Here is a 19,207-nt window from a genome sequence, read left to right as displayed (position 1 = left end):
CGCCCCGCCCGCGGCCCGTCCGGTGCCCGCGGCCCGCGTGCCGCCCGTGCCGCTCGTGCCGCCCGTGGTCCGCGCGCCGAACGCGCTCTCGCCGCCCGGCCGCCCGGTCTCGTTGATGTCTTCCACTGTGAGTGTTGTACCTCATCGCATCGTTCACGGCGGTCGGACACCCGAAGTCTAGGTCCGGCCGCGTCGCCCCGCCGACCGGCGGTTTCCCGGCGTGGGCGGGGCTGAGCGGGGTCATGACGATCCTTCCGGGACGCGGGTCAGCCGACGCTGAAGCCCTGGTCCTCGCCGTACTTGACGGAGGAGTCCTGCCAGGTCTTCAGGGCGCCTGCCAGCGGGGTGCCGGAGACGTACGCCTTGCCGACGGTGTCGTTGAAGACGGAGTTGGCGTAGACCTGGTAGGGCAGGTAGGACCAGCCGGGCACCACGGCCTTCGCGGAGGCGGAGAAGATCTTGTTGGCCTGCTGGCCGCCGAAGTACGGGAAGGCGGTGTCCAGGAAGGCCGAGGAGTCGAGGTCCGCGGTCGTCGCGGGGAAGGCGCCGCCCTTGATCCGGGTCTGCACGCCGGCGCCCTGGTCGGCGTACTGGAGGAAGGCGTAGGCGAGTTCCTTGTGGGAGCCGTCCTTCATGACGGCCAGCGAACTGCCGCCGTTCTCCGCGCTGGTGTTCTGGCCCTTCTGCCACTGCGGCAGCGGCGCGGCGCGCCAGTTGCCCGAGGCGGCGGGGACACCGGAGGTGAAGTTGGCGGGCATCCAGGCGCCGGTGGCCAGCGTCGCGATCGTCCCGTCCGACAGGCCCTTGTACCACTGGTCGCTCCACGGAGTGACCGGGGACAGCAGGTGCTCGGAGATCAACTTCTGCCACACGGCGGTGAATTCGGCGGTGCCCGGGTCACTGGCGAAGTTCACCGTCACCTTGGTGCCGTCCACCTTGTACGGGTGGCCGCCGGCCTGCCAGATCAGGCTCGTGGTCATGCCCGCGTCGCCGGTGTCGCTCGTGATGTACGCCTTGGGGTCGGCCTGGTGCAGCTTGCGCGCGGCGTCCAGATACTCGTCCCAGGTCGTCGGCACCGCGATCTTGTACTGGTCGAAGACCTTCTTGTTGTAGAACAGCGCCATCGGCCCCGAGTCCATCGGCAGCCCGTAGATCCCGCCGTCCACGCTCACCGAGTTCCACGGTCCCGGCGAGTACGTCTTCTCCAGGTCCTTCGCGCCGAACGGCGTCAGGTCGGCGACGGACTTGCCGAGGGCGAACTGGCTCAGCGCGAAGTACTCGATCTGCGCGACGTCCGGGCCGCCCTTGCCCGCCTGCACGGCGTTCTGGAGCGCGGTGTACTGGTCGTTGCCGGTACCGGCGTTGACCAGCTTCACCTTCACCTTGGGGTACTTGGCCTCGAAGTCGGTGACCACCTGCTTCAGCGTCGGCTCCCACGCCCAGACGGTGATCGACCCGCCCTTGTCGAGCGCGGCCTGCACGTCGGAGGCCGAGGTCTTGCCCGAGCCGGAGCCCGATCCGGTGTCGGACCCGGACCCGGAGTCGGACGAGCCGCAGGCGGTCAGCGCCAGCGCGGTGACGGCGAGCAGCGCGATGCCCGGCGCCCAGTGGTGTCGTGCGGTTCTCTTCATGACAGGTCACTCCGTTGTGAGGGTGGTGGTCGATCCGCGGTGGTCATTCCTTGACGCTTCCGGCGGCCAGTCCCGACTGCCAGTAGCGCTGGAGGAGCAGGAAGGCCGCGATGAGCGGCACGATGGTGATCAGCGATCCGGTGATGACCAGGTTGAAGACGGGCTGTCCGCCGACGGTGGCGGCCTGCGCGTTCCACGAGTTGAGGCCGATGGTGAGCGGGTACCAGTTCGGGTCCTTGATCATGATCAGCGGCAGGAAGTAGTTGTTCCAGGTCGCGACCACGGTGAAGAGCAGCACGGTGACGATGCCGGGGGCCAGCAGCGGCAGGCTGATCCTGAAGAACGTGCGGATCTCGCCCGAGCCGTCGACGCGGGCCGCCTCCAGCAGTTCGTCCGGGATGGCCTCGGAGGCGAACACCCACATCAGATAGAGGCCGAACGGCGAGACCAGGGACGGAATGATCACCGCCCAGGGGGTGTTGGTCAGGCCCATCTTGCTGAACATCAGGAAGGTCGGCACCGCGAGCGCCGCACCGGGCACGGCGACCGCGCCGATCACCACGGCGAACACCCCGCGCTTGCCGGGGAAGCGGAACTTCGCCAGGCCGTAACCGCCCACCACCGCCAGCGCGGTGGCGCCGCCCGCGCCCAGCACCACGTACAGCAGGGTGTTGAGCAGCCACCGCACGAAGATGTGGTCGTGGTACGTGAACGTGTCGCGGACGTTGTCCCAGAGCGCGAAGCGCCCGCTGAACCACAGGCCGAAGGAGTCGAGCAACTTGGGCTGTGTCTTGGTGGAGTTGATGAACAGCCAGGCCAGCGGGACCAGGGTGTAGATCACCATCAGCGACGTCAGCACCGTCAACAGCACGCTGCGGCGCGGCTTGTCGGGGGAGTGGCGGCGGCGCGCGGGGCGCTCCGTACGGCCGGCGCGGTCCGCGCGGAGGCGGGCGCGGGCGGGGTCGGGCCGGGTGCGCATACGCGGCGCGGTGCTGGTGCGGGAGGCCATCGTCACGCCTCCTTCCGCATACCGCGCAACTGCACGGCGTAGGCGACGGCCATCGTGACGAGACCCATGACGATGGCGATGGTCGCGGCGTAGTTGTGCTGCTGGCCGGAGAAGGACAGCGAGTACGTGTAGAGATTCGGCGTGAAGTACGTCGTGATCGCGTTCGGCGCCAGGTTCTTGAGGATGCTGGGCTCGTTGAAGAGCTGGAAGCTGCCGATCACCGAGAAGATCGTCGCGATCACCAACGCGCCCCGGATCGCCGGGAGTTTGATCGAGGTGATCACCCGGAGCTGCCCCGCGCCGTCGATCTCGGCGGCCTCGTAGAGGGCGCGGGGGATCACGTGCAGCGCGGAGTAGAAGATCAGCATGTTGTAGCCGGTGAACTCCCAGGTGTTGATGTTGCCGATGCTGGCGAGCACCCAGCCGGGCGAGAGCGGGTCGGGCAGCCCCAGGTGCAGGTGCTTGTTGAGGCTGGCGACGAGGCCGAAGCGGTTGCCGTACATGAAGCCCCACATCAAGGTGGCGACGACGGTGGGGACCGCGTACGGCAGGAAGATCGAGATCCGGAAGAAGTCCCGCCCGTAGAGGCGCCCGCTGTCCAGCGCGAGGGCGACCAGCAGCGCGATGCCGAGCATGATCGGCACCTGGACCGCGAGGAAGAGCGCGACCCGGCCGAGACCCGACCAGAACTCGTGGTCGTGCAGGGCCTGTTGGTAGTTGTCGAGGCCGACGAAGGAGTTGCCGCCGATCAGCCGGTCCCGGAACAGGCTCAGGTAGATCGAGTACGCGATCGGCGCGAGGAAGACCAGCGCGAACACGATCAGGAACGGTCCGACGAAGCCCCACCCGACCCAGCGGCGGCTCCGGGGACTCCGCCCGCGCCGCCGGGCCCGCCCCCCGGCCGAGGGGGGTGACAACACAGCCATGACCTGTCCTTCACGTCGTCCAGCGAGAAGGTTGCGCAAACATCGGGGGGTCGATCGCTCTCCACGTTTGCGCAAACATTGATGGACGCGATGCTGACATCGGAGGTCTCTGCCGTCAACCCTCCGGGTTGGGGTTGCGTGTGGGGTGGTGCGCCTTCGCGTGGCCCTCGCGGGCCTTGCGCGGGCCTTGCGCGGCTCTTGCGCGGGTCTTGCGCACGAGGGTGCCCCGTCAGGGGCGCGAGGAACTGCGCGATCAGCCGTCGCGGCGGCGCGGCTTGAGAACCGGCTCCAAGGGGGCAGACGCGTCGTGTCCCGACCACCGGGCCGGTGGGGGCGGGCCGCGCAGTTCCCCGCGCCCCTGACGGGGCGCGTCCTCGTGCGCAAGGCTGAGGCGGGGCCCGCCCTCTGACGGGCGCGTCCTCATGCGCGGAGGTGAGGGTCTAGTCCTCGGAGGGGGTCGGGTGGCGCGGGGTGAGGTGGTTGGGGAGCCAGTCGAGGCGGGTGGCCTCTTGGTGGGGGCCGCCGCCCTCGTGACCGTTGAAGTCGTAGATCTCGATCTGCTTGTCGGCGTGCGCGTACGCGTTGAAGGCGGCGAAGACGGTGGACGGCGGGCACGTCTGGTCTTCGAGCGCGGTGGAGAAGAGGGCGGGGGCGTTGGCGCGAGCCGCGAAGTGGACGCCGTCGAAGTAGGACAGGGTCCGGGTGACCCGGTCGACGCTCGCGCGGTGGGTGTTGAGGTAGCGGCCCACCTCGCGGTACGGGTCGCGGTCGGTGAGCCGGATGGCGCGCGGGAAGTCGCACAGGAAGGGGACGTCGGGGGCGACGGCCGCCAGGTCCGGTACGAGTCCCGCGACGGCCAGCGTGATCCCGCCGCCCTGGCTGGTGCCGAGCGCGACCGTACGCGCGGCGTCGGTCAGCGGGTGCGCGCGGCCCGCCTCGACGGCGCGTACCGCGTCGGTGAACACCCGGCGGTAGTAGAAGGATCGCGGGTCCTCGATGCCACGGGTCATGAAACCGGGGACGGCGGGCCCGCTGCCCGCCTCGTCCGGGGTGTCACCGGTCGACCAACCGCTGCCCTGGCCACGGGTGTCCATCACCAGGTGCGCGAAACCGGCCGAGGCCCACAGCAGATGGGTGTGCGGCAGGCCGCGGCCACCGCCGTAGCCGACGAACTCGACCAGCAGCGGCAGGGGTTCGGCCGCGTGGGCGGGCGCCACGAACCAGCCCTTGACCGGCTGGCCGCCGAAGCCCGCGAAGGTGACGTCGTACACGTCGACCGTCGAGAGCCCGGTCCGTACCGGCTCGAACCGCGCGTCGAGCGGGTGCGCGCGGGCCTCCTCCAGGGTCTGCGACCAGAAGGCGTCGAAGTCGGCGGGCTCCGCGGACCGGCTGCGGTACGCGCGGAGTTCGTCGAGGGGCAGGTCGAACAGGGCCATCGGGTCCGCCTTCGGCAGTCAGGGCTTTGCTGTGAACGTCGTTCGGGGCGTGGCTACTTGTAGACCTTGCCGGGCTGCGGTGTGCCCGGCGCGAGGAGTTGGGAGACGGTGACGAAGGTGTAGCCGCGGGCCTGGAGCGTGGAGATGATCGGCGCGACCGAGGCGACCGTGCCGTTGTAGCCCTTGTCCGTCGGGTCGACCAGATCGTGCAGCAGGATGATGCCGTCCGGCTTGGTCTGCTTGAGGATGCGCTTGGCGATCAGCGCGGAGTCGGTGGTCCGGTAGTCCTGGCCGTTGGCGCTCCACTCCACCTCCGCCATGCCCAGGTCCCGCGCGATGGCCGTCACCTTGCTGCTCGTACGGCCCTGCGGCGGGCGCAGCAGCATCGGCCGGACACCGGTGACCTTCTGCACCGCGTCCCGCCCCTCGGTGATCTCCTTGCGGATCTCGGACGAGCTGATCTTGGTGAGGATCTGGTGGGACCAGGTCAGCGTCTCCACCTCGTCGCCCTGCGCCACCATGTCCCGCACCATCTGCGGGTGCTTCATCACGTGGTTTTTGCCGAGCGTGAAGAAGGTCGCGTGCACGTGGTACTTCCGCAGGATGCTCATGATCTGCGGCGCGCGCACGCTCGGCCCCGCGTCGAAGGTCAGCGCCACGCACTTCGCCTTCCGGCAGTCCACGGGCCCGTCCGCCGCCTGCGCGAAGGCGGCCGTCCTGCCGTCCGCCGCCGTATGCTCGCGCGCGGCTGACGGCGACGTGCTCTGGTACCCGTTACACCCGGCCAGCCCGAGCCCCAGCGCCGCCGTGACCACGACCGCGGCCCCGAGCCGCACCCGCCGCCCGGCCCTGGCCCCGGTTCCGGCCCTGCGTGCCCCGGTCGTGCCGCGCATGCGCGAGTTCCCCTCGTCGTGACGGACGCCCGCTCGCGCGGACCGTCGAGCACTCTATCCACGCCGTGTCCGCCCACCTCACGGCCCCCGGCCGGAACAGCGCGGGTGGCCGGGAATAACCGGGCGCGGCCGTCCCGGGGATCGGGTTAGCGTCCGGCACGTGAGCACTGACGACGGACATGACGGCGCACATGACGACGGGTACTTCGGCGAAGACGTGGCCGGGCGGTACGACGCGAGTGAGGGTGACGAGTTCGATCCGGGCGTGGTGCGGCGGACCGTGGACTTTCTCGCGGACCAGGCCGGCGGCGGGCGGGCGCTGGAACTGGCCATCGGGACCGGGCGGATCGCGGTGCCGCTCGCCGAGCGCGGTGTGCCGGTGGCGGGCATCGACATGTCGCGCGCGATGGTGGCCCGGCTGCGGGCCAAGCCCGGCGGACGGGACATCCCCGTCACGATCGGGGACATCGCGACGACGACGGCGGACGCGAACGCGGCGGCGAAGGGGAACACGGACGGGAACGGGAACGCGAACGGCGAAGGTGACGGCGGCGGATACGCGCTGGCCTACCTGGTGTTCAACACCGTCATGAACCTCGCCACGCAGGAGTCACAGGTCGCCTGCTTCCGCAACGCTGCGGCGCACCTGCGCCCCGGCGGGCGGTTCGTCGTGGAGGTCATGGTCCCCGAGCTGCGGAAGATCCCGCACGGACAGAACGTCGTGCCGTTCCACACCGGCCCCGACGGCTGCTCGTACACCGTCTACGACACGGTCACGCAGGACGCGACCTGCCACTACGTGACGGTCACCGAGGACGGCAGGGGACAGGTCACCTCGACGCCGTTCCGCTACGTCTGGCCCGCCGAGCTGGACCTGATGGCCCGACTGGCGGGCATGCGGCTGCGGGAGCGCTGGGCGGACTGGTCGCGCGAGCCGTTCACGCAGGACAGCGCCCGGCACGTCTCGGTATGGGAGAAGGAAGCGGCCTGACCCGCCCGGACGGGGGCCTTACGCCGGGATCGGGACGGCTGTGCCCGTGACCTGGATGTACGGGGTCGCGGGCGGCGGGACGGTGACCGTGAGGGTGGCCGGGCGGCCGAGATCGTGGCCCTGGTGGAGGGTGAGGGTGGCCGGCGGGGCGACCAGGCCGAGGTCGCGCAGATACGCGCCCAGGGCCAGCGCGGCGGCGCCGGTCGCCGGGTCCTCGACCACACCGCCGACCGGGAACGGGTCGCGGACATAGAAGACCGACGGGCTCTCGCGCCAAAGGAGTTGGACGGTGGTCAGGTCCACGGCGGTCATCAGGGCGGCGAGCCGGTCGAAGTCGTAGTCGAGGTCGGCCAGCCGCTCGCGGGTGGCGGCGGCCAGCACCAGGTGGCGGGCGCCCGCGTACGCGACCCGGGGCGGGAAGGCCGGGTCGAGGTCGGCGGCGGGCCAGTCGAGGGCGGCCAGCGCCTCGGCGAGCGCGTCGGGCGCGATGTCCTCGACGTACGGTTCGACGCTGGTCATCGTCGCCAGCGGCGTACCGTCAGGGCCGGTCGAGACGGTGACCGGCACGTCGCCCGCCGGGGTGCGGAACAGCAGGTCGCCCGCGCCGACGCGTTCCGCCACCGCCACGGCGGTGGCGAGGGTGGCGTGGCCGCAGAAGGAGACCTCGGCCTTCGGGCTGAAGTACCGCACGGTCAGCGTGCGGCCGTCCGTGGCCGTGACGAAGGCGGTCTCCGAGTAGCCGACGCTGGCGGCGACGGCCAGCATGCCGGGGGCGTCGAGCGCCGAGGCGTCGAGTACGACCCCGGCGGGGTTGCCGCCCGCGGGGTCGTCGGAGAAGGCCGTGTAGCGCAGGATGCCGGGCCCCGTCGGTGTCGTCATGACCGCTCCAACCCGGCGCCGTCCCGCGCCTATTCCCGTGGCCGTCGCCGCCGCCGGGCGCGGCGCGCCCGCAGCCGTGTCCTCAGCCGCGTCCGATGAACGGCATCGTCGTCGCCGTCACCGTCGCGAACTGCACGTTCGCCTCCAGCGGCAGTTCGGCCATGTGCCGCACCGTACGGGCCACGTCGGCGACGTCCATCACCGGCTCGACGGCCGTGGTGCCGTTCGCCTGGAGAATCCCGGTCCGCATCCGGGCCGTCATCTCGGTCGCCGCGTTGCCGATGTCGATCTGGCCGCAGGCGATGCGGTACGGACGGCCGTCCAGCGACAGCGACTTGGTCAGCCCCGTCATGGCGTGCTTGGTCGCGGTGTACGCGATGCTGTGCGGGCGCGGGACGTGGGCCGAGATTGAGCCGTTGTTGATGATCCGGCCGCCGGACGGGTCCTGGTCCTTCATCCGCCGGAACGCGGCCTGCGCGCACAGGAACGCGCCGTGCAGATTCACGTCCACGACGGCGCGCCACTCGTCGTACGACAGGTCCTCGACCGGGACCGGCGGGCCGAACATTCCGGCGTTGTTGAACAGCAGGTCCAGGCGGCCGGGGGCGGTGTCCCGCGCGAACAGCCGCTCCACGTCCTCCGGGCGGGTGACGTCGGTCGGTACGGTCAGTGTCCGTCCGGGTCCTGCTGCCGCCAGCTCCGCGGTCTCCGCCAGCGCCTTCTCGCGGCGGCCCGCCAGCAGTACCGTCCAGCCCGCCGCCGCCAGTTCCACCGCGACGGACCGGCCGATGCCCGAACCCGCACCCGTGACGACCGCGACTCGCTCGTTCTCGCTCATGGCACCGCAGATTATGCGCTGGGCGGTGCGAGCATGAATTCGCCCGCCCGCCCCTTTTCCGAGGAGGACCCCGGATGCCCTACGCCGAACCGCTCTCGTCCGACCAGGTGGCCGCGCGGCTCGCCGGGCTTCCCGGCTGGGAGGTGCTGCCCGGCGGTGACGGCGCCGCTGCCACGCTCCGGCGGGTCTACCGGCTGCCGCACCTTCCCGCCGCGATCTTCGCGCTGCACATCGCGGGGATCCAAGCGGAGCTGGACCATCACTCGGACCTGACGCTCGGTTACGACACCGTGACGGTGGCCCTCACCACCCATGCCGCCGGCGGGCGCCTCACCGCCAAGGACTTCGACCTCGCCTCCCGCATCGAGGCCGTCGCCCCGGCCCACTCCGCCGCCTGAGTCGCACTCAGGCGGCCTGCCGAGGCGTCGCGTTGGCGCAGGGCGCCGCGCCGATCCTTTGAGGGGCCCTGCGCAGGGCGAGCGACCGGAGACACCCGGCTAGTCGACGCCGGGGTAGGTGACGCCGGTGTGTTCGCGGATGGTGTCGAGGGTTCGCATGATGGAGAGGGAGCCGGCGAGGGGGACGAGGGGGGACTCGAGTTCGTCGGCGCGCAGGCAGCGCATGACTTCGGCGGCCTCGTAGGCCATCGTGCCGCGGGTGAGGCCGTCGGCGACGACGTCGGAGAACAGGACGGTGCGGGGCTCCTCGCCCTGACGGTGGACGACGAAACGCTCGGGGTTGAAGAAGCCCTCGGGGAGTTCGATCCGCCCGGCGCTGCCGGTGACGACGGCGCGGGCGCCGGTGTCGGCGGTGATGGAGCAGGTCAACGTGGCGACAGCGCCGTCGTTCCAGCCCAGGACGATGCCGGTGTTGTCGTCCACGCGCTCGGGCGTGAGGTGCGACCACGCCTGGATCTCGTCGGGTTCGCCGAGCAGGAGCTGGGCGAAGGAGACCGGGTAGACACCGAGGTCGAGCAGGGCGCCGCCGCCCTGGTCGGGGTCGCGCAGCCGGTGGGTGGCGGGGAAGTCCCCGGAGAAACCGAAGGCGGCCGAGACGTCCCGCACCTCACCGATCAGGCCCTCGGCGATGAGCGCGAGCATGTGCCGGATCAGCGGGTTGCAGTACATCCACATGGCCTCCATGAGGAACAGGCCGCGGTCGCGGGCGAGGTCCACCAGCTCGTGCGCCTCACGGGCGTTGATGGTGAACGCCTTCTCGCACAGCACGGCCCGCCCGGCCTCCAGGCAGATCCCGGTCGCCTCGCGGTGCGCGGAGTGCGGCGTGGCGACGTACACCACGTCGACCCCGTCGTCCGCGGCCAGCTCCGCCCAGGAGCCGTACGCGCGCGCGATCCCGTACCGCTCGGCGAACGCCTTCGCGCCTTCGAGGGTGCGCGAGCCCACGGCGACGACCTCCGCGTCCGGCAGCGTCAGCAACGCCTCGGTGAAGGTGGCGGCGATCCCGCCGGTCGCCAGGATGCCCCAGCGGATGGTCCGTACGCCGTCGTCGCTCATCGGTCGGTCTCCCACTCGTCGGTCAGGGTCAAAACGTGGTCTCGAACGTGGTCTCGGTCGTGCGCGATCACTGGAAGGATAGAGAACGGTTCAACTACCACCTACGGAGAGTGCCGTGCAGGACGCCGGGCCGCCCATACCCGCGCACACCGCTGACATCACCGATGTCACCACCACCCACACCACCACCCCTACCCCGACCATCGGCACGCAGCGCCGTACCGGCCTGCTCGTCACACTCGTTCTCGGCGGCCTCACCGCGGTGCCGCCGTTGTCGATGGACATGTATCTGCCCGCGCTGCCCCAGGTCACCGACGCCCTGCACAGCACCGCGGCGACGGCGCAGCTCACCCTCACCGCCTGCCTCGCGGGCATGGCGCTCGGCCAGCTCGTGGTCGGGCCGCTCAGCGACCGCTGGGGACGCCGCCGTCCCCTGCTGACCGGCATGGTCATCTACATCCTCGCCACCGCCGTCTGCGCCTTCGCGCCCTCGGCCGGCCTGCTGATCACCTTCCGGCTGATCCAGGGCCTGGCGGGCGCGGCGGGCATCGTCATCGCCCGCGCGGTCGTCCGCGACCTCTACGACGGCGTGGAGATGGCCCGTTTCTTCTCCACCCTGATGCTGATCTCCGGCGTCGCCCCGATCGTCGCCCCGGTGATCGGCGGCCAGATCCTGCGGATCACGGACTGGCGCGGCGTCTTCGCCGTCCTCACCGTGATCGGCGTCCTGCTCACCCTGGTGGTGTGGCGCTGGCTGCACGAGACGCTGCCGCCCGAGCGCCGGCACTCCGGCGGGCTGCTGGGCACCTTCGGCGCGGTCAAGCGGCTGCTCGGCGACCGGATCTTCACCGGTTACGTGCTCTCGGGCAGCTTCGCCTTCGCGGCGCTGTTCACCTACGTGTCCGCGTCCGCCTTCGTCATCCAGGACATCTACGGCGCCTCGCCGCAGACCTTCAGCCTGCTGTTCGGGCTGAACTCGATCGGCATCGTCGGCGTGGGCCAGCTCAACGGCAAGGTGCTGGTCGGCCGGGTCGCGATGGAGAAGATCCTCACGATCGGGCTCGCGCTGGTCACCGCCGCCTCGGTGGCGCTGGTGCTGCTGACCACCGGCGTCTTCGGCCGGGCGGGACTGCCCGCCGTCTCCGCCGCGCTCTTCGTGCTGATGGCGTCGATGGGCCTGACCCTGCCCACCGCGAACACGCTGGCGCTGCTGCGCGTCAGGCGGGACGTGGGCTCGGCGTCCGCACTGGTGGGCACCTCGTCCTTCCTGATCGGCGCCCTCGCGTCGCCGCTGGCCGCGGTGGCCGGTGACGGCACCGCGGTGCCGATGGCCCTCGTGCAGTTGACCTGCGCACTCGTGGCCGTCGCCTGCTTCGTCGGGCTGTGCGTGCGCGGGCGTCGTACCGTGGAGGGACCCTAGGGCCTGTCCGGCGGATCACGGCGCGGGCCATCAGGAGGATGCGATGTCCGATACCGCGGACGAGAGCCCCGGCCAGAGCGTGGGCGCGCGTACCGACCGGCTCGCCGAGCCTGGCGACGACGCGCGCACATGGGCGTTCAAGAGCGCCGACAGCTCCCTGCACACGGGCGCGGAGGGGGCGGCCGACGGCTCGGTGAGCCCGGAGGACCTGGTACTGCTCTCCGGCCGTGAGCCCACGCCGGAACGGATCGAGAAGGCCCGCAGAGCACTGGAGGAACATGGCGCCGCCGCTGTCGAGAGGTACCTGCCCTGAGGCGGGTCTCGACGCCGCAGAACTGAGCCGTATCGTCCCCGCGCTGGCCGCGTACACGCGCCCGGCGCCCGCGCACCCCTGGTGCGCGGGCGCCGTCGTGCTGGCCGGCCGGGGCAGGACCGTCGCGTTGCACGAGGCGGTCGGCTGGGCGGTGCGCTACGGCGCGTACGACGAGAGCGCGGACGTCGGCGTCGAGCTGCCGCGCGAGCGGTGGGTGCCGATGCGCGAGGACACCGTCTTCGACCTGGCCTCGCTCACCAAGCTCTTCACGGCCACCGTCGCCGCTGCCCACCTCGACCAGGACCGCGAGGTCGCCGCGTACGTGCCGGAGTTCGGCGCTGCGGGCAAGGGCGCGATCACCGTACGGCAGCTCCTCGACCACACCTCGGGCCTCCGCCCCGAACTGCCCTTCTACGACCGGCCGACGGCGCGGGGCCGGGCGCGGATGCTGTGGGACGAGGAGCCGGTGCACCCGCCGGGCACCCTGCGGGTCTACTCCGACCTGAACCTCGTCGCGGTCCAGTACGCGCTGGAGGCCGCCACGGGACGCCCGCTCGCGGTGCTGATCAGCGAGGAGGTCACCGGCCCCCTCGGCATGCTCGACACCGGCTTCAACCCGCCGTCCGCCGCGCTGTCGCGGATCGCGGCCACCGAGGACCAGCGGCGGCCGTGGGGCAGGCTCGACCGCGGCATGGTGCGCGGGAGCGTGCACGACGAGAACGCGTACGCGATGGGCGGGGTCAGCGGGCACGCCGGGCTGTTCTCGACGGCCTGGGACCTGGCGCTGTTCTGCCGGGCGCTGCTCGACCGGGGCGGGCCCTGGGGCGGCTTCGAGACCGACCAGGCGTGGTTCATGGGCGAGTTGGCCGGGCGCGGCGCGTACGGGCACACCGGTTTCACCGGCACGAGCCTCGTGGTCGACCCGGAGAGCGACAGCTTCCTCGTGCTGCTCGCCAACTCCGTGCACCCGACCAGGACCTGGCGCGACGGCAGCGCGCCGCGCGCCGCCGCCGCGACCGGACTGGCCAGGGCGATCCTCAAGGCCGAAGCAGCGGGGCCCGTTTAGCGGGCCCGTTCACCGCAGGCCGCCCGTCCGGCCGTTCACCGCAGGTCGCCCGTGCGGGTGTTCAACGGACGACGCACGTAAGGCCGTTCAGCGGAAGATGCCGGTGTGGCCGAGCGAGTAGCGGCCCGGCTGCGGGTAGACGGCCAGGCCGTGCGGTCCCGAGCCGACCGGGATCTTCGCCAGGGTGCGCCCGTCGGCGGTGTCGATCGCGTACACCTCGCCGTCGTACCGCCCGGACAGCCACAGCACCTTGCCGTCCGCGGACACCCCGCCCATGTCGGGGCTGCCGCCGCCCTCGATGTGCCACTTGCGGACCAGCTTGCCGGTGGCGAAGTCGAGCAGCGAGACCGAGCCCTCGCCGCGGTTGGAGATGTACATCACCTTCGAGTCGCGCGAGACGTACAGGCCGTGCGCGCCCTTGCCGGTGCGCAGCAGCGTCGGCTTGGAGAAGGTGTCGCCGTTCATCACCCACACGCCGTCGGCCATCATGTCGGCGATGTACCAGGTCTTGCCGTCCGGCGAGATCTTCACGTCCTGCGGCATCGCGCCCTCGAACGGCAGCCGCTGCTGGCCGACGATCTTCATCTGCTCCGTGTCGACCTTCAGCAGCTCGCCGGAGAACTCGCAGGAGACGATGAAGTACCGGCCATCGGGTGAGAAGTCCGCGTGGTTCACGCCGTAACAGCTCACCGGCACGGTCTTCTTGACCGCCATGGTGTGCGCGTCACGGAAGACCAGCTCGCGGTCGAGCGACGCCATCACCACCGCGTACTTGCCGTCCGGCGTGAAGTACAGGTTGTACGGGTCGTGCACGTCGACCGTCGGGCCCGCCTTGCCGGTGGCCGGGTCGAGCGGGGTGAGGGTGTTGCCGACGTCGTTGTTGACCCACAGCGTCTTCAGGTCCCACGACGGCACCACGTGCTGCGGCTGCTCGCCGACCGGGATGGTCTTGATGACCTTGTACGTCTTCGGGTCGATGACCGAGACCGTGTTGGAGTCGCTGTTCGGCACATAGACCCGCGAAGGGAAGTTCCGCACCACGGGGGACAGGGCGTTCGGCCGGTCGGCGGCGTAGACGTCCTTCGGGTCGAGCAGCGGCGGCATGCCCGGCAGGCCCTGCGCGGCGGCCGGGACGCGCGGCGCGGACCGCGGTGTCGCCCCGGCCGCGGCTTCGGCGGCCCTGGCGGAGGCGGTCGCGTGCGCGTGCCCGCCCGCGGTCGTCGTACCGCAGCCCGCGGTGAGCACACTGCCCGCGAGTACGGCGACGGTGGCGGCGCCCGCCACGAGGAGCGTGCGGGCGGAGACCGTGGACGGGCGGGAGTGGCCGGGGGCCGGGTGCGGGGAACGGAACGGGATGCGGCGCATCAGGTCAGCAGCTCCGAGGTCGTGACCGCGCGGAGGCCCCGGCGGTGCAGGTCGTCGAGGATCCCGGGCAGCGCGGCGACCGTGCCGGGGTGCCCGAAGTGCAGGGAGACCACCGAGCCCGCGCGGGCCTGGGCGGCCACCGCTGCGCGCACCCGGTCGGCCCCCGGGTCGGTGTAGTCGAGCGGGTCGACGTCGTACGACAGCACGTGCGGGTAACCCGCCTTGCGGGCGAGGCCCACCACCAGCGGGGTCGCCATCCGCGCCTGGGACGGACGGAACCAGCGGCCCCGCGAGCCCGTGAGCTCGGTCAGCCGCCGGGCGCAGCCCTCGATCTCCGCCGTGGCCGCGGCGGCGTCCATCGCGCCGATGTCGCCGTGCGTCTGGGTGTGGTTGCCCAGTTCGTGGCCGCCGTCCAGAATCCGGCGGGCGAGCCGCGGATACGTGTCGAGCCAGGCGCCGACCGCGAGCACGGTGACCCGCGCCCCGGCCTTCTCCGCCTCGGCCAGCAGCGCGGTGGCCAGCGCCGGTTCGCCCTGGCCGTGGAAGGTGAGGGCGAGCCGCTCGCGGTCGCGCGGGCCGTGCTCGATCTGGTCGGGCAGCCCGGACGGCAGCGGCGGCGCGGACGTGGCGCCCGACGGGGACGGCTCGGCGGGAGAGGGAGAGGGAGAGCGGTAGGCGGCGGACGGCGAGGACGCGGCGCCGGGCGCGGGGGCGGGTGCGGCGCCGGACGGACGGCCTTCGGAGCACCCGGCCAGCAGCGCCCCGGACGCGGTCACTTGCAGCAGATTTCGGCGGGAGATGGACATCGGGCATTACTTTATGACGTAACGCCGTATTCGGCTCATGTCACCGGGCCCGCGTCGCGCGGAGTCGCACGGATGAGTCAGTCCGCTGGGCCGCCTGCCATTATGGGCCGACGAAGGCACCGCGCCGCGGTGACCGGGGGGTGGACCGCGGGTGACCGCGAAGAGGTGCGTGGGGGGCTGCGTGGCCGAGACAACGGCGGGGACGACCGCCGGGACGGACGACGGTGCCGGTATTGGTGCGGGCAGCGGTGCGGGCAGCGGTGCGGGCAGCGGTGTCGGCGGCGGGACGACGCCGGGTGCGGACGACGGCGCGGCGGTGGATACGGCGCCCGGTACGGGTTCCGCTACGGCCGCCGGGACAGCGCGCGGCACGCTTACCGCGCCCGTCCGCGACGCCGGATTCCTGACCGCCGTACGGCGGCTGCGCGCCGCGCAGAAGACCGCCAAGGGCGTGTCGCTCTACTCCCGTTACGTGAACCGGCCGGTCGGCCGGGTGCTGGCCGCCGGGGCGTACCGGATCGGACTGACGCCCAATCAGGTGACCCTGGTCAGCGCCGTGTTCAGCGGCGCGGCCGTCGCCGCGCTCGCGCTCGGCCGCCCCTCGTGGCCGCTGGCCCTCGCCGTGTGGGCGGGCCTGGTGGTCGGCTTCGCCTTCGACTCCGCCGACGGGCAGCTCGCCCGGCTGCTCGGGGCGGGCAGCCCGGCGGGGGAGTGGCTCGACCACGTCGTGGACTGCGCGAAGATCACCGCCGTGCACGCGGCCGTACTGATCACCTTCTACCGGCACTTCGACCTGCCGGGCGACGGCTGGCTGCTGCTGCCGCTGGGCTTCCAGTTCGCCGCCGTCCTGATCTTCTTCGGCGGCCTGCTCACCGACAAGCTCAAGCCGAAGGAACCGAAGAGTCAGGGGGCGGCGACCGCGCCGCCCTCACGGCTGCGCGCGGTCGCCCTGCTGCCCGTCGACTACGGCGTCTTCTGCCTGGTCTTCCTGCTGCTCGGCAGCCAGAGCGCCTTCAGGACCGGATACCTGGTCCTCTTCGCCGTGCACGCGCTCTTCCTCGCGGCCTTCCTCACCAAGTGGTTCAGAGAGCTTCGGAGGGTCTGACCGAGGGCTGAACCGGCTCGGTCAGCACGTCGAGCGCCTTGCGGAGCTGGGTGCTCGACGTGTGCACGGTGTACGGGAAGTAGACGATCTCCACGCCCACCGTGGCGAAGTCCCGCTCCAGACGGCGGCCCTTGTCCGTACCGCGCCAGTCGTCGCCCTTGAACAGCACGTCGAAACGGACCTGCTGCCAGGTCTCCAGCTTGTCCGGCACCGTCTCGACGAAGGCCGCGTCCACGAAGCGCACGCTGCGGACGATCTCCAGCCGCTCCACCAGCGGCACCACGGGACTGCGGCCCTTGGCGAGCTGCGCCATCTCGTCCGAGACGACGCCCGCGACCAGGTAGTCGCACTGGCTGCGGGCGTGCCGCAGGATGTTGAGATGCCCCACGTGGAAGAGGTCGTAGACCCCAGGCGCGTAACCGACCCGATGTGACATAAAACGACCCCCCGGTCGTACGGTGAACTGTGCGACGCTCCCCAGCGTCGCGGAGTCTCAGACGATAGCCGTGCCGTGTTGCGGTCAAGCTGCGATTAGCGAAAGTACAACCGATGGTAAGCGGGCGTGTGCTCTCCTGGTGAACAGCTAGGGTGGGCACTTGTTCGTCATTGGCGGTCTCTGGGGGGTCTGGGGACGCCGGGGGAAGGGAACACTCCGTGGCTGAGTCCGGCGCGCGCCGCCGTCTGCTGCTGGTCTCCACGAATTACGCGCCCGAGCACGCCGGGATCGGTCCGTACGCGACACAGATCGCCGAGCACTGGGCGGCGAACGGCGACGAGGTGCACGTCCTGGCCGGTATGCCGCACTACCCGGCATGGCGGCTCGACCCGGAGTACGCCCGGGTGTGGCGCACCGAGGAAGAGCGCGCCGGGGTCAGCGTGCACCGCCGCAAGCACCTCGTGCCGCCGCGCCAGAGCGCCGTCACCCGCGCCCTGTTCGAGGCCACCGTGCTCGGCCACGGCCTGCTCGCACCGCCCGCGATGGACCGCCCCGACGCGGTGATCGCCCAGATGCCCAGCCTCGGCGGCGGCCTGGTCGGCGCCCGGATCGCCCGGCGGCACGGCGTCCCGTACATCCCCGTCGTACAGGACCTGATGGGCGCGGCGGCGGCGCAGAGCGGCATACGCGGCGGCGGCAGGGCGGCCTCCGCGGCCGGCGCGGTGGAGGCGTACGCGCTCAAGCGCGCCACGCTGGTCGGCGTCATCCACGAGAGCTTCGTCGCCAAGGTCGCCGCGATGGGCGTGCCCGAGGAGCGAATACGGCTGGTGCCCAACTGGTCGCACGTCAAGCGCCCGAGCAGGCCGCGCGAGGAGATGCGCGCCAGGCTGGGCTGGCGTCCGGGCCAGACGGTGCTGCTGCACTCCGGGAACATGGGCCTCAAGCAGGGCCTCGAAGTGCTCGTCGAGGCCGCACGCCTCGACCCGGCGCTGCGCGTGGTGCTGATGGGCGACGGCAACCAGCGCGAGCACCTGCGCTCGCTGGCCGGCGGCCTGCCCAACCTGGAATTCGCGCCGCCCGCCGATGACGACGACTTCCCCGACGTGCTGGCCGCCGCCGACGCGCTCGCGGTCACCCAGCGCGCCTCCGTGCTCGACATGAGCATCCCCTCCAAGCTCACCTCTTACTTCGCCGCCGGGCGGCCGGTCGTCGCCTCCGTCGCGGCCGAGGGCGGCACCGCCCAGGAAGTGGAACGCTCGGAGGCGGGAATCGTCGTACCGCCGGAGGATCCGCGTGCACTGCTGGACGTAGTACGCGCTCTGGCCGATGATCCTGGTAGGGCCGACGCGCTGGGGGCGCGCGGGCCCGAGTACGTGGACGCGCATCTCAGCCGCGAGGCGGGTCTCGCGCGGATCGACGCACTGCTCGCGGAGGCGCTGGGGGCGCCCCGCGAGACGCCTCCTGAGGACGGGGAGGCCCGGGAGCCCGGGACGGCCGGGGGAACCGGGGAGATCGAGGGGGCAGTGGGCAAGTGAGCGACACGACGCGCGCCACCGAGGCGCAGGACGAACCGGATCTGCTCCGCGACCAGTTCCGCCAGCTCATCCGCTACCGGGCGCTGATCGTGGCCGGTGTGCTGGTCGGCCTGTTCGGCGGCGCCTGGCTCGCGCTGACCGGCGCCGACTCCTACGCGGCCACCAGCGAGGTACGGATCAGGGCTGCCACCGTCGACCCGTTCGCCACCGGCGCCTCCGCCGACAAGGGCATCGACATCGGCTCCGAGCGGCAGACCGCGGTCAGCAGCACCGTCTCCGACGCGGCGGCGAAGATCGTCAAGGCGCCGTCCGACGCCATGGAGCACTGCCTCCAGGTCACCAACCCGCCCAACACCCTCGTGCTGCGCTTCACGTGCAGCACCGGGAACGCGGCCAAGTCCGCGCTGTGGGTCAACGCCTTCACCAAGGCGTATCTGGAGAACCGGCAGGCGCAGACCAAGTCCACCATCAACACGATGGTCAATGGCTACAAGGCCCAGCTCGACCCGCTGAACAAGCAGCGCGACGACCTGCTCAAGCAGATCGACAACACCGTCAACGCCCAGGTGATCAGCGCCCTGACCACACAGCAGACCAACCTGCTCTCGCGCATCCTCGAACTCAACGGCAACATCAGCGGCCTGCGCGCCCTGGACACCACGCCCGGCTCGATCATCAGGCCCGGTGTGGCGCCCAAGGCCCCCGCGGGTCCTGGACTGCCGATGATGCTCGGCCTCGGCGGCGGTGTCGGTATCGCGCTCGGCCTGCTGGGCGCCTGGGTCAGGCTGGTCTTCGACCCGACCGTCCGTTCCGAGGGCGAGGTGACGCGCACGCTCGGCGCCCCGGTGCTCGGCACTCTGCCGCGTGGCCGCCGCCAGCGCGGCAGCGGCCCCGCGTCGCTGCTCGCCGAGGGGCAGAGCGGCGGACGGCTCGCCGAGGAGTACCGCGCGGTCGGCTTCCGGCTCGCCCACGACAAGCGCTTCGCCGACCGGCGGCGGCTGCTGGTCGTCGCGCCGCGCGGCAGCAGCGACACCGCGGCGGGCG

Annotated in this window: 18 protein-coding genes and 1 pseudogene; 8 read left to right on the top strand and 11 right to left on the bottom strand. The window is 71.7% G+C overall.

Translation table 11 applies throughout. The features are described from left to right. Window positions 1-266 precede the first annotated feature (266 nt). The 5 genes from BGM09_RS30795 to BGM09_RS30775 form a co-directional block, all read right to left on the bottom strand. Complete coding sequence (locus tag BGM09_RS30795) at window positions 267-1,631, bottom strand: ABC transporter substrate-binding protein (protein WP_188285008.1); 1,365 nt, start codon at window positions 1,629-1,631, stop codon at window positions 267-269. A 43-nt stretch (window positions 1,632-1,674) separates the two neighbouring features. Beyond that, complete coding sequence (locus tag BGM09_RS30790; protein ID WP_223187840.1) at window positions 1,675-2,640, bottom strand: carbohydrate ABC transporter permease; 966 nt, start codon at window positions 2,638-2,640, stop codon at window positions 1,675-1,677. A gap of 2 nt (window positions 2,641-2,642) precedes the next feature. After that, the gene (locus tag BGM09_RS30785) at window positions 2,643-3,566 is read right to left on the bottom strand and encodes a carbohydrate ABC transporter permease (RefSeq protein ID WP_188285007.1); all 924 of its coding nucleotides are present in this window, start codon (window positions 3,564-3,566) and stop codon (window positions 2,643-2,645) included. 440 nt (window positions 3,567-4,006) lie between these two features. Further along, the gene (locus BGM09_RS30780; protein WP_188285006.1) at window positions 4,007-5,002 is read right to left on the bottom strand and encodes an acetylxylan esterase; all 996 of its coding nucleotides are present in this window, start codon (window positions 5,000-5,002) and stop codon (window positions 4,007-4,009) included. A 53-nt stretch (window positions 5,003-5,055) separates the two neighbouring features. Then, window positions 5,056-5,895, bottom strand: a complete 840-nt coding sequence (locus tag BGM09_RS30775; protein ID WP_188285005.1) for a polysaccharide deacetylase family protein — start codon at window positions 5,893-5,895, stop codon at window positions 5,056-5,058. A 160-nt stretch (window positions 5,896-6,055) separates the two neighbouring features. Between BGM09_RS30775 and BGM09_RS30770 the strand changes: the two genes are divergently transcribed. Then, complete coding sequence (locus BGM09_RS30770) at window positions 6,056-6,886, top strand: methyltransferase domain-containing protein (protein WP_188285004.1); 831 nt, start codon at window positions 6,056-6,058, stop codon at window positions 6,884-6,886. An 18-nt stretch (window positions 6,887-6,904) separates the two neighbouring features. Here the strand turns inward: BGM09_RS30770 and BGM09_RS30765 are convergent, their stop codons facing one another. Both BGM09_RS30765 and BGM09_RS30760 read right to left on the bottom strand, forming a co-directional pair. Next, window positions 6,905-7,765: a PhzF family phenazine biosynthesis isomerase gene (locus BGM09_RS30765; protein WP_188285003.1), complete on the bottom strand. Its 861-nt coding sequence runs from the start codon at window positions 7,763-7,765 to the stop codon at window positions 6,905-6,907. Window positions 7,766-7,847: 82 nt separating this feature from the next. Then, the gene (locus tag BGM09_RS30760; RefSeq protein WP_188285002.1) at window positions 7,848-8,603 is read right to left on the bottom strand and encodes an SDR family oxidoreductase; all 756 of its coding nucleotides are present in this window, start codon (window positions 8,601-8,603) and stop codon (window positions 7,848-7,850) included. A 74-nt stretch (window positions 8,604-8,677) separates the two neighbouring features. Between BGM09_RS30760 and BGM09_RS30755 the strand changes: the two genes are divergently transcribed. After that, window positions 8,678-9,001, top strand: coding sequence for a 4a-hydroxytetrahydrobiopterin dehydratase (locus tag BGM09_RS30755; RefSeq protein WP_188285001.1), 324 nt, complete (start codon window positions 8,678-8,680; stop codon window positions 8,999-9,001). 99 nt (window positions 9,002-9,100) lie between these two features. On the opposite strand, the gene BGM09_RS30750 is transcribed toward BGM09_RS30755, so the two are convergent. Further along, on the bottom strand, window positions 9,101-10,117 hold the full coding sequence (locus tag BGM09_RS30750) for a Gfo/Idh/MocA family protein (RefSeq protein WP_188285000.1): 1,017 nt from the start codon (window positions 10,115-10,117) through the stop codon (window positions 9,101-9,103). A 115-nt stretch (window positions 10,118-10,232) separates the two neighbouring features. Between BGM09_RS30750 and BGM09_RS30745 the strand changes: the two genes are divergently transcribed. The 3 genes from BGM09_RS30745 to BGM09_RS30735 are packed head-to-tail and all read left to right on the top strand — an operon-like array spanning window position 10,233 to window position 12,916. Continuing rightward, a complete protein-coding gene (locus BGM09_RS30745; protein WP_411158383.1) occupies window positions 10,233-11,537 on the top strand; it encodes a multidrug effflux MFS transporter in 1,305 nt (434 codons plus the stop codon). Between the two features lie 43 nt (window positions 11,538-11,580). After that, window positions 11,581-11,850, top strand: a complete 270-nt coding sequence (locus BGM09_RS30740) for a hypothetical protein (protein ID WP_188285156.1) — start codon at window positions 11,581-11,583, stop codon at window positions 11,848-11,850. Beyond that, complete coding sequence (locus tag BGM09_RS30735; protein WP_188284999.1) at window positions 11,816-12,916, top strand: serine hydrolase domain-containing protein; 1,101 nt, start codon at window positions 11,816-11,818, stop codon at window positions 12,914-12,916. The genes BGM09_RS30740 and BGM09_RS30735 overlap by 35 nt, the downstream gene beginning before the upstream one ends. An 87-nt stretch (window positions 12,917-13,003) precedes the next feature. On the opposite strand, the gene BGM09_RS30730 is transcribed toward BGM09_RS30735, so the two are convergent. Next, the gene (locus BGM09_RS30730; protein ID WP_188284998.1) at window positions 13,004-14,281 is read right to left on the bottom strand and encodes a hypothetical protein; all 1,278 of its coding nucleotides are present in this window, start codon (window positions 14,279-14,281) and stop codon (window positions 13,004-13,006) included. Further along, the gene (locus tag BGM09_RS30725) at window positions 14,281-15,087 is read right to left on the bottom strand and encodes a polysaccharide deacetylase family protein (protein ID WP_188284997.1); all 807 of its coding nucleotides are present in this window, start codon (window positions 15,085-15,087) and stop codon (window positions 14,281-14,283) included. The genes BGM09_RS30730 and BGM09_RS30725 overlap by 1 nt, the downstream gene beginning before the upstream one ends. Before the next feature lie 421 nt (window positions 15,088-15,508). Between BGM09_RS30725 and BGM09_RS30720 the strand changes: the two genes are divergently transcribed. Continuing rightward, window positions 15,509-16,192 (top strand): CDP-alcohol phosphatidyltransferase family protein, encoded by a 684-nt coding sequence (locus tag BGM09_RS30720; protein ID WP_188285136.1) that lies wholly within the window; start codon window positions 15,509-15,511, stop codon window positions 16,190-16,192. Here BGM09_RS30720 and BGM09_RS30715 read toward each other — a convergent pair. Next, window positions 16,170-16,628 (bottom strand): adenylyltransferase/cytidyltransferase family protein, encoded by a 459-nt coding sequence (locus BGM09_RS30715; RefSeq protein ID WP_188284996.1) that lies wholly within the window; start codon window positions 16,626-16,628, stop codon window positions 16,170-16,172. The two genes, BGM09_RS30720 and BGM09_RS30715, sit on opposite strands and share 23 nt — an antisense overlap. 218 nt (window positions 16,629-16,846) lie before the next feature. On the opposite strand from BGM09_RS30715, the gene BGM09_RS30710 reads away from it, so the two are divergent. Together BGM09_RS30710 and BGM09_RS30705 are read left to right on the top strand one after the other, a co-directional pair. After that, window positions 16,847-18,163, top strand: a complete 1,317-nt coding sequence (locus BGM09_RS30710) for a glycosyltransferase (RefSeq protein ID WP_317452962.1) — start codon at window positions 16,847-16,849, stop codon at window positions 18,161-18,163. Next, window positions 18,160-19,207: pseudogene (locus BGM09_RS30705) on the top strand (lipopolysaccharide biosynthesis protein); the annotation flags it as partial. The gene BGM09_RS30710 and the pseudogene BGM09_RS30705, both read left to right, overlap by 4 nt.

Origin of the sequence: Streptomyces sp. CBMA29 (genome assembly GCF_014596445.1) — a bacterium.
Taxonomy (GTDB): Bacteria; Actinomycetota; Actinomycetes; order Streptomycetales; family Streptomycetaceae; genus Actinacidiphila.
Note: the sequence above shows the minus strand (reverse complement) of the source record. Positions and strands in the feature narration are given on the sequence as shown.

What these genes read in the sequence shown, in the direction of transcription:
- BGM09_RS30725 (WP_188284997.1), bottom strand. Translation starts at nt 15,087, where the DNA reads ATGTCCATCTCCCGCCGAAATCTGCTGCAAGTGACCGCGTCCGGGGCG.
- BGM09_RS30760 (WP_188285002.1), bottom strand. Translation starts at nt 8,603, where the DNA reads ATGAGCGAGAACGAGCGAGTCGCGGTCGTCACGGGTGCGGGTTCGGGC.
- BGM09_RS30735 (WP_188284999.1), top strand. Translation starts at nt 11,816, where the DNA reads ATGGCGCCGCCGCTGTCGAGAGGTACCTGCCCTGAGGCGGGTCTCGAC.
- BGM09_RS30750 (WP_188285000.1), bottom strand. Translation starts at nt 10,117, where the DNA reads ATGAGCGACGACGGCGTACGGACCATCCGCTGGGGCATCCTGGCGACC.
- BGM09_RS30730 (WP_188284998.1), bottom strand. Translation starts at nt 14,281, where the DNA reads ATGCGCCGCATCCCGTTCCGTTCCCCGCACCCGGCCCCCGGCCACTCC.
- BGM09_RS30740 (WP_188285156.1), top strand. Translation starts at nt 11,581, where the DNA reads ATGTCCGATACCGCGGACGAGAGCCCCGGCCAGAGCGTGGGCGCGCGT.
- BGM09_RS30765 (WP_188285003.1), bottom strand. Translation starts at nt 7,765, where the DNA reads ATGACGACACCGACGGGGCCCGGCATCCTGCGCTACACGGCCTTCTCC.
- BGM09_RS30795 (WP_188285008.1), bottom strand. Translation starts at nt 1,631, where the DNA reads ATGAAGAGAACCGCACGACACCACTGGGCGCCGGGCATCGCGCTGCTC.
- BGM09_RS30775 (WP_188285005.1), bottom strand. Translation starts at nt 5,895, where the DNA reads ATGCGCGGCACGACCGGGGCACGCAGGGCCGGAACCGGGGCCAGGGCC.
- BGM09_RS30785 (WP_188285007.1), bottom strand. Translation starts at nt 3,566, where the DNA reads ATGGCTGTGTTGTCACCCCCCTCGGCCGGGGGGCGGGCCCGGCGGCGC.
- BGM09_RS30715 (WP_188284996.1), bottom strand. Translation starts at nt 16,628, where the DNA reads ATGTCACATCGGGTCGGTTACGCGCCTGGGGTCTACGACCTCTTCCAC.
- BGM09_RS30755 (WP_188285001.1), top strand. Translation starts at nt 8,678, where the DNA reads ATGCCCTACGCCGAACCGCTCTCGTCCGACCAGGTGGCCGCGCGGCTC.
- BGM09_RS30780 (WP_188285006.1), bottom strand. Translation starts at nt 5,002, where the DNA reads ATGGCCCTGTTCGACCTGCCCCTCGACGAACTCCGCGCGTACCGCAGC.
- BGM09_RS30790 (WP_223187840.1), bottom strand. Translation starts at nt 2,640, where the DNA reads ATGGCCTCCCGCACCAGCACCGCGCCGCGTATGCGCACCCGGCCCGAC.